Source organism: Volucribacter psittacicida (assembly GCF_004339025.1).
Classification (GTDB): Bacteria; Pseudomonadota; Gammaproteobacteria; order Enterobacterales; family Pasteurellaceae; genus Volucribacter; species Volucribacter psittacicida.
The window spans coordinates 21877-38141 of record NZ_SMFT01000005.1; the positions used below are offsets into that span (position 1 = coordinate 21877).

Below are 16265 nucleotides of genomic sequence, written 5' to 3' on the forward strand. Positions count from 1 at the left end.
TTTTTAATTGAAACGACTATAAAATGGCTATAAATTGCAATGGAGATAAAAAAACCCCCTATTTTCGTAGGGGGTTATTCACATTAATATTTTATTACAATTTTTCCGCTAACATCGCTTCTAACTTTTCAATATCTGCGGCGAATTTACGGATACCGTCCGCTAATTTATCCACAGCCATTGGATCGAGATTATGTTGCCAGTAGAATTCTTCCTCAGTCATTGGTGTTGGACGAGGCTTGATTTCCCCTTGATAATCTAATTTACGGGTTAAACTTCCACTTGTTTCTTGTAATTCTTTCAGCAATGCTGGGGAGATAGTTAAACGATCGCAACCTGCTAACTCTACGATTTCGCCCACATTGCGGAAACTTGCGCCCATGACAATGGTTTCATAGCCGTATTGTTTATAGTAATGATAAATGTTGGTCACTGACACCACACCCGGATCTTCTGCTGGGGCGTAGTCTTTTTTATCGGTATTGGCTTTGTACCAGTCTAAAATACGTCCCACAAATGGCGAGATAAGATACACGCCTGCCTCAGCACAGGCTCTAGCCTGAGCTTCAGAGAATAATAAAGTGAGGTTACAATTTATTCCTTCTTTTTCTAGTAATTCTGCGGCACGAATACCTTGCCAAGTGGAAGCAATTTTAATGAGGATACGATCGTTGCTAATTCCTGCTTCATTATAGAGTGCCATTAATCTTTTGGCTTTTTCCACCGTTGCTTTAGTGTCATAAGATAGGCGAGCATCGACTTCAGTAGAAATGCGTCCCGGTACAATTTTTAAAATTTCTAAACCGATATTGACGGCTAATTTATCTTCAGCATCAATTAATTGTTGTGCTTTATCATTGCTTTGTGCTTTAGCATAAGCAATAGCATCATCAATTAATGAGGCATATTGTGGTAACGATGAAGCGCTTAGAATCAGAGATGGGTTAGTGGTTGCATCTTGTGGTTGATATTGTTTAATGGCTTCAATGTCGCCAGTATCCGCAACCACAACGGTCATATTGCGTAAGGATTCTAATTGAGACATTTTATTTTCCTTTTTGGTGATTAAAGATAAGCGGTGTTTAATGCTAATTAAGTTGAGTGATATATAAGTTAGCCATTATCACTACTTGACAATCCTACCATATAAATTAGTGTAATCAAGAGCACAATTTGAGAAGTTATTTATTAAATGAATAAGGAAAAACAATGAAACAACGTTGTGATTGGGTCACAGAAGATCCTTTATACCTTGATTATCATGATAAAGAATGGGGTAAACCGCAATTTGATAGCCTCAAATTATTTGAAAAACTCTGTTTAGAGGGGCAACAAGCGGGGTTATCTTGGATAACTGTATTGAAAAAACGTGAAAATTATCGGCGTGCATTTTTTCATTTTCAACCTGATAAAATCGTGCAAATGACCTCGCAAGATATAGATAGGCTTATGCAAGACAAAGGGTTAATTCGTCATCGTGGTAAATTAGAGGCTATTGTCAAAAATGCACAAGCCTATTTGGCGATGGAAAAGGGCGGTGAGAATTTTAGTGATTTTATTTGGTCTTTTGTACAAGGGAAACCGCAATGCCATCAGATAAAAACCTTGGCTGACGTGCCGAGTAAAACCCCAACCTCACAAGCGATGTCAAACGCACTGAAAAAACGTGGATTTGTTTTTGTTGGGGCAACCACTTGTTACGCTTTTATGCAATCTATGGGATTGGTAAATGATCATCTTGATCACTGTGCTTTTAAATAGTCCATTTGTAAAAACACAATGCGTTAACGGCGTTTTTTCAGTATAATCTGAACAATTTTGTACTTGGTAAGAATAGTAATTTATGAAGAAAACCTGTTATAAGCTCATTTCTGCTTCAATTATCACCGCACTTTATGCTAGCCCTGCGTTAGCAAATTTAACTCAACAATGTTTATTAGGTGTACCGCAATTCCGTGGCGAGATAGTACAAGGTAATATTAATGATTTACCTGTCTATATTGAGGCAGACAATGCCCAGCTTAATCAGCCAACAATGGCAAAATATACGGGCGATGTACAAGTGCAACAAGGTAATCGCACCCTATTAGCTCAAGCCATTGAAATTAAGCAAACAGACAATGAACAGGATCCTCAACGTTTTGCTTATATTCGCCAAGGGCTGAATTACCAAGATAATTTAATTCATTTAACAGGATCTCATGCCAATATTAATTTGAATAATCGTGATGCCGATATTCAAGGGGCAAATTATCAACTCGTTGGTCGTCAAGGACGGGGTGAAGCTCAGGATATTCATTTACGCGAACGTTATCGCACCTTAAAAAATGCCTCTTTTACCTCTTGCTTACCTAATGATAATGCTTGGATGATTTATGCCAGTGAAATGCGTCAAGATTTACAAGATGAAGTCGCAGAAATGTGGCATGCACGTTTTCATATTTTAGGCGTACCTGTTTTCTATACCCCTTATTTCCAATTACCCATCGGAGATAGACGGCGTTCCGGTCTATTACTTCCCGATTTTGGTATCTCGAGCCGAGATGGTTATTTTTATGCTCAACCTATTTATTGGAATATCGCCCCAAATTATGATGTCACCTTTACCCCGAAATATATGTCTCATCGTGGTTGGCAATTAAACGGAGAATTTCGTTATCTCACACCGATTGGGGAAGGAAAACTTGCTGGCGAATACCTTGCTGATGATCGATATACAGATTACACCGCTGAAAACCGCTCACGCCATTTATTTTATTGGTCCCATCATTCTTCATTTTTACAAGATTGGCGATTAAATGTTAATTATACCCGGGTAAGTGATAAGCGTTATTTTAACGACTTTACCTCTGATTATGGTAGCAGTACAGATGGTTATGCGGATCAAACAGCACGTATTAGCTATTATCAACCGCATTATAATTTCTCGCTTTCTGCCAAACAATTTCAAATTTTTGATGATGTGGATATTGGACCTTACCGCGCCTTACCACAACTTGATTTTAATTATTACGCCAATAATCTTGCTCAAAGCAGATTAGATTTCCGTTTATTTTCTCAGGCAGTACGCTTTGATAATGACAGTAAATTAATGCCAAAGGCTTGGCGTTTTCATCTTGAGCCTAGTTTAAATTTACCACTTGCCAACAACTATGGCAGTATCAATATTGAAACCAAGGCTTATGCGACCCATTATCAACAAACTAAAGGCAGTGCCGAGGGAGCAGAAGAGGTTCAACGCCGAGTTAATCGTTTCATTCCACAAATTAAAGTGGATTTACAAACCGTATTAGCGAGCCAACAAACCTTTATTAAGGATTATACGCAAACCCTTGAGCCTCATATTCAATACCTTTATCGCCCTTATCGCGATCAAAGAAACATAGGTTCAAGTTTAAATTCTGATTATTTAGGTTTTGGTTATGACTCAACCTTATTACAACAGGATTATTTCTCCCTATTCCGAGATCGCCGTTATAGTGGTTTAGACCGCATAGCCTCTGCCAATCAAGTTACTTTAGGGGGAACAACCCGTTTCTTTGACGCCAATGCGAACGAACGTTTTAACCTTTCTCTAGGACAAATTTATTATATTACCCCATCTCGGATTGATAATAACCCCGACAACAGCACAGGCTCCTCTTCTTCTTGGGCATTGGAAACTAATTGGAAAATAAATTCACAATGGCGCTGGCGTGCGAGTTACCAATATGATACCAGCTTAAGCCAAACCTCACTGGCTAATAGTAGCTTAGAATATCATCCTCAAGGCAATAATTTAGTGCAATTAAATTATCGTTACGCGAGTGAGGCTTACATTAACCAAAATCTCACACAAGGTGCTAACCGCTATAATCAAGATATTAACCAACTTGGTATTACCGTCGGTTGGGAAATGGACACGAATTGGGCAATAGTAGGACGCTATTACCATGATATTGCATTGAATAAGCCCGTAGAACAATATGCTGGCGTGCAATATAACACCTGTTGTTGGAGTGCTGGTATCGGTTACCGCCGTTATGTTACCAGCAAAGAAAATCAAGAATATCAAAATGATAAAGACGTCTTTTATGATAATAGCGTCATTTTTAACGTAGAATTACGAGGGTTAGGCGGCAGCCATAATAGCGGAATTAGCCGTATGTTAGGCAAAGGCTTAATTCCTTATGCTGATCCTTTTGATTTATAACGTTTAATACTTTTCATCATTCCCCACTGAGATCAGTGGGGATTTTTTTACTCACTACATAAAAAAGGAAAGCAATATGAACAAAACTATTTTTATCGCTGGTACAAGTGGCGTTATTGGTAAACCTTTATGTGCCATGTTATTAGAAGCAGGATGGACAGTTTATGGTACCACTCGTAGCCAAGAAAAAGTAGAAAAATTGGCTCAAATGGGGGTTAAACCTATTATCTTAGATATCTTTGATTGAAATGCTGTCATCGATGCCATTGTTAAGGCAAAGCCAAGTGTCCTTAGCCATCAATTAACAGATTTACCTGATGGATTAACCGCAGATCAAATGGAACAAACCTTAGTGCGTAATGCACGAATTCGTGAAGAAGGCACTGCCAATCTTGTTGCCGCCACAGAACAAGCTGGCGTCCAAGCCTTTATTGCACAAAGTATCGCCTTTGTCTATGAACCTAGCAAGCAAATATTAACGAAACAATCACCATTATTAAATTTTGCCGATCCTGTTTATGGCAAAGACACTGGATTTGAACAACCTTTTGCGAATATGCCTTCAGTCAATGTTGATGCCGCAGTAAATGCCGCTTTTCTTGCGGTGAAACAAACACAATCTGCCATTTTCAATATTACGGATGATAGTGCAATGATTAGCAACCAAAAAGCGAAAACAGAATTAGCCTGGTCGCCAGATTTTCGTTTTTAAAAGTCTTGATATAGTCGTTTCAATTTAAAATGAGGCGAGGAGTACCAACACCGTATTATTTTAAAAATGGGACGAGTATAAATTAAAACGACTATAAATGAACAAGATAAACATCAAACCGATGATTTTTGGTTTCTCGGCTAAAGTGCGGTGCTTTTTCCGCGAGAAATTGGGCGTAGTCGGGGCGTTTTACGACTACACGCTGACGAGCTAATTGTAAGGCAGGGGGGAGGAGTAAATCGGCATCTAAATCGGCACCGACAAGTTGTTGAAATACACGCATTTCTTTTTTAACTAATGCACTTTTTTGTTTATGTGGATACATTGGATCGAGGTAAACCACATCAGCATAATCTAAATTAACATTAAGTTGCGTCAAGTGAGTTTGGGGTAGTAGTTGTAAATTTTGTTGTAGTAACTCGCCGATTTCAGGATCTTGATAGGCCCGTTGTAAACCGTCTTGCAACAATAAACGCACCACAGGGTGGCGTTCAATTAAACGCACTTGGCAGCCCAATACCGCTAATACGAAAGCATCTCGCCCTAATCCTGCTGTGGCATCAATAACGGTGGGAAGGCTATCTTTTTTGATACCCACTGCTTTTGCAATGGCTTCACCTCGCCCACCACCGAATTTACGCCGATGTGCCATTGTACCGCCAACAAAATCCACGTAAACCGCTCCCAGTTTGGGTTCATCAAGTTTGCGTAATTCTAACCTTGTTTGCGCGGCTTGATGATAAGTCTTGACTAAGGCTAACGGATGATCAGTTTCCGCCCTTATGCCGTTGTCGCCACAAAATTGATAAAATACCTCGTTATTTTCGGTTTCATCAAGTAATTGCAATGCTACTTGCGAGTTAGCCATACGCCTGTTTCCATATGTTCAGTGTAAGGGAATTGATCAAATAGGGCAGCCTTGGCAATGCGATGGGTTTGACAAAGTTGCTGTAAATTGTCGCATAAGGTTTGCGGATTACAGGAAATATATAAAATTTGATCATATTGTTGAATTAAAGTGAGGGTGTTTTGATCCAAACCTGCTCGTGGTGGATCCACCAATACCGTATGGCAATCATATTCCGTTAAATCAATACCTTTTAAGCGGTTAAATTGACGTACGCCATTGATTGCTTGAGTAAATTCTTCCGCAGACATTCTAATAATTTGTAAATTCTCAATGTGATTAGCTTGAATATTATATTGGGCGGCATTCACCGAAGATTTTGCGATTTCTGTGGCTAACACTTTGCGGAAATTTTGTGCTAAAGGGATAGAGAAATTACCGTTACCACAATAAAGTTCGAGCAAATCCCCTTGACTGTGGCGAGTGCAATCCAACGCCCATTCGAGCATTTTGCTATTGATCTTGGCATTCGGCTGGGTAAAGCTATTTTCTACTTGACGATAATAATAATCACGCCCATAAACAGGCAATACTTCCTGTACAAAATCCTGATCGAAACAGAGCTTTTGTTTATTGGCTCGCCCAATAATATGCACCTTAAAACCTTGCTCGATCAGCTTTTGTTTTAGATTTAATGCCGCCTGTTGCCATTGTTCATCCAATTTTTTGTGATAGAGCAAGCTCACAATAATCTCGCCACTGAGGCTACTTAAATAATCAATTTGAAATAATTTTTGCTTTAATAGTGGCGAGACTTTAAGCAGCGGTATTATCGCTGACATCATTTGATTGATAAGCTGACTGGCAACAGGAAATTGTTGTACGGCATAACGTTGTTTGCTAACAGGATCAAACATAATATGAAACAAATCTTGTTGTTCATGCCAGATCCTAAATTCTGCGCGCATACGATAATGTTGTGGCTCAGAAGCAAATACCGCAAATTCTGGCGGTTCAAAAGGAGCAAGAAGTGCGGTCAGTTTTTGGATTTTTTCTTGTAATAAATGTTGATATTGTTCAATAGGAAGTTTCTGCATCATATCGGATTTATTGATTAAAGGGTAATGGGCTGAATTCACGTTAAAAATAATACGGTGTTGGTACGCCTTGTTTTATTTTAAATTGAAATTACTATAGCATAAAAAAAGGCTTGGGATCACAAGCCTTTACGAATAGTCATAGAATACATTATTCTGTAAATTCTTCGCCTGCCTCTGGTGCCACATTACCTGATAGGGTATAAAGGCGTTTGGTGTTAGAGGTCAAAGTGCGATATTTATACCAAACTTTTTCAAAAGCAGTTTCCGCAGGACGTTCGCCACGACAAAATGCCACAAAGGCTTTTTCTTCTTTTGTTGCAGGCTCTTGTTCGCCCGTATCTAAGGCTTTAAAGGCTTGTCCATATTGCTCTAAAATTTGTGATTCACGAATGGTATAATCGCCATGGCGAGAAAAACCTCGTGGGTAATTTTTATCATCAAAAAAACGGCGTTCTACACGAAAACTTTCAGCCATAATATCCTCTTATTATCTCAGTGAATAAAAATGCGTTTGCATTAAAACAGCTTATAAAAATAAGTCAATTATTTTTTCAATAATTGTTGTACTGTTTGCACATATTCGCTGACAAAGGTGTCTACATTATCATTGGATAAACCTTCTGGATTAACACGGAATTTGCCATTGACATAAAAATCAGGCACACCACGCACTTTAAAGGTTTCGGCTAATTTTGCTTGGCGATTCACTAAATTATTCACCGCAAAGCTATTAATTGAACCATCAAATTGTTCGGCAGAAATACCATTATCAATAAAGACTTGGCGAATATCCGCCATAGATTTAAAGGTATTACGTTGCGCACCAACGAATAACCCGTCTTTTACCTTATCCTCTACGCCCATTGCCATTGCTAATGCCCAAGCACGAGAAAGGTTTTCCGATTGTCCACCTAAAAAGTCAACATGGTATTGTTTAAAGCTCACGCCCTCTGGCAAATTCTGTTTAATTTGTTGTGGGATTTTGTAATCCATATCAAAGTGATAACAATGTGGGCAATAAAAAGAGAAAAACTCAATCACTTCGGGCTGAGCCGAGCGAGGTTGGTCAATGACTTGGTATTGCTTGCCTTCTGTAAGGTTAAGTTCGCCAGCATACACCGATGTGGCAGTAAAAAGTGCGGTCAAAATTGCAAAAATTTTTTTCATAATCTTTCCTTATTTAGTGATACCACGTGCTTTTAACAACGCAGATTTAAAATCTTCTTCATAATCTTTTTTAATGCCCGGGATAGGCTCAAATTTATCCTTATCCGCCATTTTCAAATGATAAATAATCACTTCATCGGATAATTCCGCTAAGGGTTTATCAAAACCTGCCTCTTGGGCAATTTTTTGTAAGATTTGAGTCAGATGTAAGTCAGGATCTTTAGACCAATAAGGTTGCAAAAGTTCCAATACTTCATTTAAACGATGGCATTTCATACGCTTTCCTCTTATTAGGCTTATTAAACTTAAGCTAATTATGTCATTTTAGTTCGGCTCAAAGTAGCAATATGTTACACTTTCAAGCCAATATTGCAATGAAATCAGGAAGAAAATATGCCAATGACAATCAGTGCAGTGATTTTAGCTGGTGGACAAGGTAAACGTATGGGCGGTGTAGATAAAGGGTTACAACTGCTACAAGGAAAACCGCTGGTGGAACATATTTTGCAACGCCTAAAACCTCAACTTACTCACATTGCCATTAACGCCAATCGGCATTTACCTCAATATGCTCAATATGGTTACCCTGTGTTTAATGATGAACTGACAGGCTTTCAAGGCCCGTTAAGCGGTATGCTGACAGGCTTAAAGCGAGCCACTAGCGATTATGTGCTATTTGTTCCCTGTGATTGTCCTTATTTACCCCTTAATTTAGTGGAAAAGTTCTCTCAAGCAATCCACCAACAGGCTCCCGTTGCTTATGCTGATGACGGAGAACGTAGCCACCCTACCTTTTGTCTCTTATCAAAAAAACTGATTACCCCATTAAGCACCTATCTTGCCCAAGGTGAACGTAAAGTCTTAACCTTTTTCCAGCAACAACAAGCTCTCGTTATTGATTTTAGTGAGCAAAAACAAGGTTTTATCAATATTAACTGGCGAGAGGGGTTGGATAAAAATAACCAAAAGTGAAAATAAGACCGTTTTGGCAAGCCTCTCCTTACTTTTTAAGACTTAACTTTCCCGTTTCCACAAAGTCTTTTTACCAAATCCCAAGGTGTTATCGGTGAATTTAATTTCATTAAAGCAAATTTCCCATAAGGATGATTTCATTGCCCGTGCATAGGGAAAACGCTCATAATAAAAAGCTAATGCACTTTTCTTCATTTCGCCACATAATTCATGAATGGTTCCTGTAAATTGAATACCCTGCAATTTCGCCACCGTTGTGGTGTCGTGGATAATGGTGCCTGTTATTTGAGGGTGGGTTTGCATAATGATACCGTGGCGAGTATCTGGGCTGGTGCGAATTAATAAGCTGTTATTGAGGGGGTTAAAGGCATAAAAACAAATGCTTGACCACATATCTTGCTGGTTAAACACGCTTAAACTCACAATATGCTTACGTTGGAGGAATTTAATGATATTTTCTTGCATAAGATTTACCCGATAAAAAAACAATGCTATATTTCACCGCAATTTTTACCAGAAATAAAGATTGATCGGATAAATTATGGAACAATTTGTTGAAATTACCCCAGAAGAGGCATGGCAATTATTACAGCAAGAAGAAGCGGTATTAGTGGATATTCGTGATTTACCTCGTTTTAGTTATAGCCGTCCACAAGGTGCATTTCATTTAACCAACCAAAGCTATGGGCAATTTCAAGATGAATACGATTTTGATCAACCTGTCATTGTAAGCTGTTATCATGGTGTCAGCAGCCGCAATGTAGCACAATTCTTGCTTGAACAAGGCTATGAGCAAGTTTATAGTGTGAAAGGCGGTTTTGATGCTTGGGTTAGAGCAGAATTACCTATTGAAACGGGGTATTGATCCTTTATAGCTCCAGTTTAAAATAATACAGAGTTGGCACGCCTCGGCGTACTTATTATACTGTCTTCGGCGTGCTATCTTGTCTTATTTTAAATTGAAAGGACTATAATATTTAAAGCACAGCCAAAGCTTTTTCATAATCTGGTTCTTGTTTGATTTCAGGCACTAATTCACTGTACAAAACTTGATTATGTTCATCTAAAACGATCACAGCACGTGCGGTTAAGCCTGCAAGTGGGCTTGAATTGATTGCCACGCCGAGCTGTTGATGTACTTCTTTATGTCTAAAAGTCGATAATACTTCTACATTTTCAATACCTTCCGCACCACAAAAACGTGCTTGTGCAAAAGGTAAATCCGCTGAAATACAAAGTACGATGGTATTTGCTAAGTTTGCGGATTGCTGATTAAATTTGTGTACGGATGTGGCGCAAATTCCAGTATCAATACTTGGGAAAATATTTAAGACTTTGCGTTTACCTGAAAACTCACTGAGGTTGACGTCTTTGAGTTCTTTATTGGTTAAGCAAAACTCTTCAATTTTTTCTCCTACTTGTGGAAAATGGCCACCAATATCAATGGGATTGCCTGCTAAAGTTACTGTCATAGGTTTTCTCCTGAATTTGTTGTTATACATTTCGCTTTTGATATTAACATTCTTTTAAATGTATTGTGTATAAACTTATCTATTTCAGTAATTATTGTCGTCCTACTTTAATACCGTTTTCAGGGCTGCACGATGAATATTTTTACCTCATTCCAATTAAATTGGGAAAGGATGTGTTTTACATTTTCTAATGAAATAAAATCCGTTAATTGTTGCATTTCCGTTAAATAGCGGGGATCGGCATATTGTTGTTCACTCAAAATGAGCCTTGTTAACCATGTATTTATTTGTTCTAGTCTATTTTTTTCTTGTTGTTGAAAAAGTATTTTAACTTGCTTAATGTCCTGTTCTGTGATGGCCTCAGCGAGTTGTTGTAATACTTGTTTCGCTTGTTTGATTAATTTTTCGCTATTTTCAGGGCTTGCTGTAAATTTTAATTCGCTTTCAATTTGTTGTGTTTGCGGATTAAGTTTGCTTGTAAAACTTAAACTGTATATGCCAAGCTGTTGATCTCTTAAAGTTAATTTTAATTTGTCGCTTGCAATCTGCTGTATTAGCGATACCAACATTGCCTCTTTCCCTTGCCAAGTATAAGGGGCTGCCCACCACATTGTAATATCCCGTTTTGGCTGCTGTCCCAAGGATAATTGAGAGGTTTGCGCTCCTTTTGTCATCAATAACGGGGTAAAAGTTAAGGGTTTGCCACGAGGAATGGTAGCTAAATAGGTGCTAACAAGTTGTTGCATTTCATCTTCGCTGAGATTATTGGCAATATAATAAGTAGTCGGCGTTTGTTGTATAATTTGCCATTGCTGATTAAGTTGTTTTTCATCAAGTTGTGCCAATGCTTGGGCGTTTGGCGGAAGATGATGAATGCTAATATTTTTACCATATTTGAGTAATTCTGTGGCGGCGATTAATTTTTGTTGACGAGGTTGGCGAGATTGGCGTTCAAGTTGTTGTTCAATGCTTTGTTTGATGTCATCAATCGCTTCTGCTTTTATCTTAGTTTCTTGTTGTATTGCATAGAATAAACGTAATAATTGAGCAAAATTAGGGTTATCTGCTTGCCCATTAAAAGTCAGTTCTTTGTCCGTTTGATTTAAGGATAAATTCAGTTTTAGGTGTTTTTTCCATTGTGCTAGCTGTTCTTGTTGCCAATCAAGGGGAGCGGATTGGGCAATAATTTGACTTGCAATTTGGCTTTGCCAATTAATTAATTCTTTGGCTTGAAAACCTGCTTGGCTAATTGCACGAAAATAACTTTTATCATCGGCTAAATTGGTTTTTAACCACACCACTTTATCGCCATTAGCAAGATACCAATGGATCACATTTTGTTCTTTAAAATCTTGTTGTTTAATAATCTTGCCTTGTTTTTTTAATGGTGCAAATTCCATTGGCTCAAGTTGAGGAGGGCGATAGGGAGCGACTATTTTTTGTTGCGCCACTTGTTCCTTTAGTTGTGTTAATTGCGATTGGTTAAGGGAAAAACTAGGTATTGCATTAGGTAATTGATATTGCACAATCTGATCTGGCGAGGATAGCCATTGATTAAGCCGTTGTTGCACATCTGCTAGCTGGATTTCCGCTAATAATGGCGAGAGGATTTCGGCTATTTTGGCTTGCGAAAGATAGCTTTTATCCATTAATAATGTATTACTTAAGCGTTGTACCCACTGGTTAAAATCTGCACTTTTATTATTGTTACGAGCAAAATCAATTTGTTCTTCAATCAGTGTTTTTTGTTGTTCAAATTCAGCTTGTGTAAAAGGATAACGTTTTAAGCGTTCAATTTCTTGTAAAATTTGTTGTAAACCCTGTTGATGAGAACGTTTTTCTACCCCAGCAAAAATGCCTAATGCCACCGTATTTTTACCAATTTCGGATTTACGCACCACCAAAGAATTAACCCCTTGAGCTAATTGTGATTGTTGGTTGCGTAAACGTTGATTAAGCATTGCAAGGGTTAAGCGATCAATTAATCTTGCTTTGCGTGCTTGTTTATCATCACCACGACTTTGGCTTTCATCAAATCGCCAAATATAAGCGATTTGACTTACCGCACTTTGTGGATCTTGCAGTTGATGAATACGAATTTGATTGCTAAGTTTTGGTTCATAATAATCTCGTTCAGGTAAGGCTTTAGGTCTCGCTTGAGCAAAGTATTGTTGTATGTGGTTTATGGTATCTTGTGGATCCACATCGCCAACAATGAGTAATGTCATATTATTGGGGACATACCATTGCTGATAAAATTGTTTTAAATGTTCAGGGGTAATGTGTTCAATATCTTCTGCTGTGCCTAGCACGGATCCACGAGCATAACGTGAATTGACGCGGACTGATTGCGTACGTTGCAAATTCATTCTGGCAGCCACACCTTGTTTGCTACGCCATTCTTCCAAGACAATTAAACGTTCTTTGGCTAAATCCTGCTCAGTTAATTGAGCGGAAAAAACCATTTGACTCAGTATTTGCAAGCTATCCGCAAGGGTTTGCTTGGCTGGTGGGAGCAACATATAGGTAGTGCTATCCGCATTGGTTACTGCATTATAATGGCGACCTCGTTGCCAGCCCTGTTGATGTAAATAGCTCATTACCCCTTGTGGATAACCTTCACTGGCACGAAATACCATATGTTCCAACATATGGGCGACACCATTTTGCTGATCGGTTTGATCGATTGCTCCCGCTTTTACTTTAAGCCGAATTTCTATTCTTCCTTTATCCTGCTTTAGGGGCAAAATAAAATAGTTTAAGCCATTTGTTAATTGTCCCTCAATCAGTTGAGGTTCTGTTTCAGCATAGCTAAGGGTGGCAAACAAGAGGGTAAATAATAGAAAAATTACTCGCATTTTTACTCCTAATAACAAAAGTGCGGTCTATTTTTAAAAATTTTTATTAATATAGTCGTTTCAATTTAAAATGAGACAAGGCGGTACGCCGAAGACAGTACAAGTCGTACGGCGAGGCGTACCAACGCTGTATCATTTTAAAGTGGAACGACTATAACGCAAGGACAGCCAAAACCGCTGTCCATTATTAATGATAATTTACCAGTTATAACTTACCCCAAACCAGAAGTTTCTGCCCATTTTATAGGTGCGATTATTACCGCTATTATCGGTAGCAGAGGCCACAATTTTGCGATTTAGCACATTATTAATATCAAGGGTAAATTCAATATATTGGTTTTGATAAGTGGGTTGTTGATAAGCAAAACGCCAATCCCACATAAAGTAACTGCCTTGTTTTTTCTCCTCATAAACAATCACATTACCCTCATAGTCGCCACAAATGGTGCCATAGCTTGGGCAAGCGGTTCTGCTTGAGGAAAAGTGGCGATAGCCTGAGTTATAACTTAAACGATGCCCCCAATCTAAACGAATAGCAGGGAAATGCAAATCAATATTAAGGAATGTTGACCAAGGGGAATTGTAATCTGTGGCTGGCAAACCATCGGTAATATCCATTAATTTGCCATTTAAGATCATTTTGTCATAGCCCTCGTCAAGCGCAGTGGCATCATATTGGTTAAAATTAGTGCGAGTTTTACTGATCCTTGCCCCTAAATCCCAATTTAATTGAGCATAGTGTAAGTCATAGCTTGAAATCGGTTTGAGGGTAAGGGTAAATGTATTGGTTTTACTGCGTCCATCATTGGTTTGTTGATAAGTGCGTGTGGTGCTGTCATAAAGTGAAGTAAATTGATCTCTGCCACGACGTTGTACCCATTTAAACGTCCATAAAGTATCCCAAATATTTTGGCTAATACCTAACGTATACTCATCGTTATAAGGGGTTTTGAGTCCCTCAACATTATAATCTCTCAATGTCAATGTTGATTGTCGCCATTCGCCTGTGGCAGAAGAACGGGTATATTGCTCACGATAGGTAATGCCATTGCGTAATTTATAAGCCAAAATATTACTTGCATAATAACGGTTTATCCCACCAAATAATTGCGTTTTTTGATTACCAAAAACATCATAAGAAGCAGAAAAACGAGGGGCTAAATCGGTATTTCCTAGGGATTGAGAACGATCCATACGCAAGCCTAATACCGCATTCACATTACGCCAACTGATACTATCCTGTAAGTAGAAAGAATAGACATTATCATTGGCTTTAACTGTACGAGCAGGATAATAGCTCATCGTCCGAGCATATTGTTCATTTGGGATACATAAACTACAATCAGTTCCCGTATTGCTGGATTTTGCATAAATATAGCTATAAACATCTTGCATACGCTGATATTTTGCTCGTGCAAAATCCACTTCCCAACCAAAGCTGATTTTATGCTCTAGCTGTGCGGTATCAAAGGCTTTGATCTCAAAATTTTGTTTTAAGGTGTAAGTCTCTTTTTCCGTTTTAAATTTACCATATCCCCCTTCGGCAGCATAAGTGCAACTACCCGTACGAGAATAAGAAGAACACCAATCAATGCTGGCAGTGCTTTGATAATAGTTATAAGTATTACTTTCGTGTTTAATCTTATTGCCCGATTGGTTATAAGCAATTTGGCTGGTCATTTTTAACCAATCAAACTCTTTTTGCCATTCTAAATTAAAGCGAAAACCGCCGCCTGTATTGGTAAAAGCCCCCTCTTTAATATTGCGTTTCAAATATTTTGATTGATGAGGAGAATACATTAATGTCGCTCGCCATAAATCGCCATTATCAGGCAAATAAACCCCTCTTAACAAAAAGGTTTCATTTAAACGGCGTTGATTTTCCCAAATATCTAAGCTTGAATGATGATAAGGCATTTTAGATTGCGTACGAGAATAGCTAAATAACAGCCCTGCTTTATCATTAATCGGCTGATTTAATACAATGCCAAATTGCTGTTTAGTAAATTGGGGCTGATCGCCTAAGGTTTCGGCGGCCTCAAAACTTTCTCGATCATCAACATGAAATTTCGCCCATTCATCACGTGTAATCCGATAAAACACTTTACCACTGGCTTTTGATAAATCAGGATCGTTCAATTCCGCATTAATCACACCACCAGAAAATTGCCCATATTTGGCAGAAATATTGCTATCAAAGACTTCTACATTTTTTAATAAACTGCTATCAATCCAAAAACTTTGTGTACCGCCACCGGGTAAATCAGTGGGACTATAACCGTCCACATCAGTACCATTAATCACGCTATTATTCCCTGCAGGATTGAGGTTGTCATTATTGGAGATACCGTCAATGGTATAGTTATTGTTATAGAATTTCTCGCCGTGAATAGATACTTCATTTGGTGCAATTTCACCGCCTAATTCCGAGCGATCCGCATCATTGGAAAAAATAACATTAGGATTGCCTTTCAATAGTTCGGTAATGTTGCCATTTCCTGTTGGACGGCGAGCGATTTGTTGTTCAGTGATTTTTTGTGTGCCGACTTGTTGGCTAAAAGGTGTGTCAGAAACGATAATGGTATCAAGTGTAGAATTGGCTAAATTTTCGTCACGGGGGGGGGTAATTCCATTTTCTACCGCATTGCTTTCAACAGCATAAAGATGCACACTAAAGGCGTTAGCAATCAATAATGTCAACAGGTGTTTTTTAAACATAAAGACTCCTCGTGTTAATAGAAATATTGCTATTTGCAAAACACAATAGCAAATTGAAATCAAGCTAAAAGGTTTCAGTTGAAAATTAAAATAAGAGTAATTCTCACTCAATAAAGCGGAAAATGTTATTTTTTTCTTGATTTGTTGTCAAGATTTAATCAATTTATGCACCAAATTAATCATTTGGTGTGATATTTCGACCATAAAACCTTGACCTAACCTTATTA

The 16265-nt window shown here is 38.3% G+C and carries 16 protein-coding genes; 6 read left to right on the plus strand and 10 right to left on the minus strand.

What is annotated here, in order from left to right; all coding sequences use genetic code 11:
- Nucleotides 1-94 precede the first annotated feature (94 nt).
- Complete coding sequence (gene tal, locus EV694_RS08940) at nt 95-1045, minus strand: transaldolase (protein ID WP_132691686.1); 951 nt, start codon at nt 1043-1045, stop codon at nt 95-97.
- 164 nt (nt 1046-1209) lie between these two features.
- On the opposite strand from tal, the gene EV694_RS08945 reads away from it, so the two are divergent.
- The 4 genes from EV694_RS08945 to EV694_RS10955 all read left to right on the plus strand — a co-directional run bounded on the left by EV694_RS08945 (nt 1210) and on the right by EV694_RS10955 (nt 4904).
- The gene (locus EV694_RS08945; protein ID WP_132691688.1) at nt 1210-1761 is read left to right on the plus strand and encodes a DNA-3-methyladenine glycosylase I; all 552 of its coding nucleotides are present in this window, start codon (nt 1210-1212) and stop codon (nt 1759-1761) included.
- Nucleotides 1762-1843: 82 nt separating this feature from the next.
- On the plus strand, nt 1844-4192 hold the full coding sequence (lptD, locus tag EV694_RS08950) for an LPS assembly protein LptD (RefSeq protein WP_132691690.1): 2349 nt from the start codon (nt 1844-1846) through the stop codon (nt 4190-4192).
- A 76-nt stretch (nt 4193-4268) separates the two neighbouring features.
- Nucleotides 4269-4439 (plus strand): NAD(P)-binding domain-containing protein, encoded by a 171-nt coding sequence (locus EV694_RS10950; RefSeq protein ID WP_207859817.1) that lies wholly within the window; start codon nt 4269-4271, stop codon nt 4437-4439.
- A gap of 90 nt (nt 4440-4529) precedes the next feature.
- Nucleotides 4530-4904, plus strand: coding sequence for a hypothetical protein (locus EV694_RS10955; protein WP_207859818.1), 375 nt, complete (start codon nt 4530-4532; stop codon nt 4902-4904).
- 91 nt (nt 4905-4995) lie between these two features.
- Here EV694_RS10955 and EV694_RS08960 read toward each other — a convergent pair whose 3' ends face one another.
- The 5 genes from EV694_RS08960 to EV694_RS08980 all read right to left on the minus strand — a co-directional run bounded on the left by EV694_RS08960 (nt 4996) and on the right by EV694_RS08980 (nt 8294).
- Nucleotides 4996-5772 carry a class I SAM-dependent methyltransferase gene (locus EV694_RS08960; protein ID WP_132691692.1) on the minus strand — a complete coding sequence of 259 codons (777 nt, stop codon included), beginning with the start codon at nt 5770-5772 and terminating at the stop codon, nt 4996-4998.
- Nucleotides 5754-6851 carry a tRNA (uridine(54)-C5)-methyltransferase TrmA gene (gene trmA / locus EV694_RS08965; RefSeq protein WP_207859819.1) on the minus strand — a complete coding sequence of 366 codons (1098 nt, stop codon included), beginning with the start codon at nt 6849-6851 and terminating at the stop codon, nt 5754-5756. Before trmA ends, EV694_RS08960 begins: the two co-directional genes overlap by 19 nt.
- Nucleotides 6852-6999: 148 nt before the next feature.
- Nucleotides 7000-7326, minus strand: a complete 327-nt coding sequence (locus EV694_RS08970; RefSeq protein ID WP_132691694.1) for a MaoP family protein — start codon at nt 7324-7326, stop codon at nt 7000-7002.
- A 68-nt stretch (nt 7327-7394) separates the two neighbouring features.
- On the minus strand, nt 7395-8018 hold the full coding sequence (dsbA, locus tag EV694_RS08975; protein ID WP_132691696.1) for a thiol:disulfide interchange protein DsbA: 624 nt from the start codon (nt 8016-8018) through the stop codon (nt 7395-7397).
- A gap of 9 nt (nt 8019-8027) precedes the next feature.
- Nucleotides 8028-8294: a YihD family protein gene (locus tag EV694_RS08980; protein WP_132691698.1), complete on the minus strand. Its 267-nt coding sequence runs from the start codon at nt 8292-8294 to the stop codon at nt 8028-8030.
- 117 nt (nt 8295-8411) lie between these two features.
- Here EV694_RS08980 and mobA point away from each other — a divergent pair, with 117 nt between their 5' ends.
- Nucleotides 8412-8990 (plus strand): molybdenum cofactor guanylyltransferase MobA, encoded by a 579-nt coding sequence (mobA, locus tag EV694_RS08985; RefSeq protein WP_132691700.1) that lies wholly within the window; start codon nt 8412-8414, stop codon nt 8988-8990.
- A 42-nt stretch (nt 8991-9032) separates the two neighbouring features.
- Here mobA and EV694_RS08990 read toward each other — a convergent pair whose 3' ends face one another.
- Nucleotides 9033-9455, minus strand: coding sequence for a PNPOx family protein (locus EV694_RS08990; protein WP_132691702.1), 423 nt, complete (start codon nt 9453-9455; stop codon nt 9033-9035).
- 73 nt (nt 9456-9528) lie between these two features.
- Between EV694_RS08990 and glpE the strand changes: the two genes are divergently transcribed.
- Nucleotides 9529-9855 carry a thiosulfate sulfurtransferase GlpE gene (gene glpE / locus EV694_RS08995; protein ID WP_132691704.1) on the plus strand — a complete coding sequence of 109 codons (327 nt, stop codon included), beginning with the start codon at nt 9529-9531 and terminating at the stop codon, nt 9853-9855.
- A gap of 112 nt (nt 9856-9967) precedes the next feature.
- Here glpE and tpx read toward each other — a convergent pair whose 3' ends face one another.
- From tpx to EV694_RS09010, 3 genes are all read right to left on the minus strand, one after another.
- Entirely contained in the window at nt 9968-10462 is a 495-nt protein-coding gene (gene tpx, locus EV694_RS09000; protein WP_132691706.1) for a thiol peroxidase, read from the minus strand.
- Nucleotides 10463-10581: 119 nt separating this feature from the next.
- On the minus strand, nt 10582-13320 hold the full coding sequence (locus tag EV694_RS09005; protein WP_132691708.1) for a M16 family metallopeptidase: 2739 nt from the start codon (nt 13318-13320) through the stop codon (nt 10582-10584).
- 198 nt (nt 13321-13518) lie between these two features.
- Nucleotides 13519-16038 carry a TonB-dependent receptor plug domain-containing protein gene (locus EV694_RS09010; RefSeq protein ID WP_132691710.1) on the minus strand — a complete coding sequence of 840 codons (2520 nt, stop codon included), beginning with the start codon at nt 16036-16038 and terminating at the stop codon, nt 13519-13521.
- Between the last annotated feature and the right edge of the window lie 227 nt (nt 16039-16265).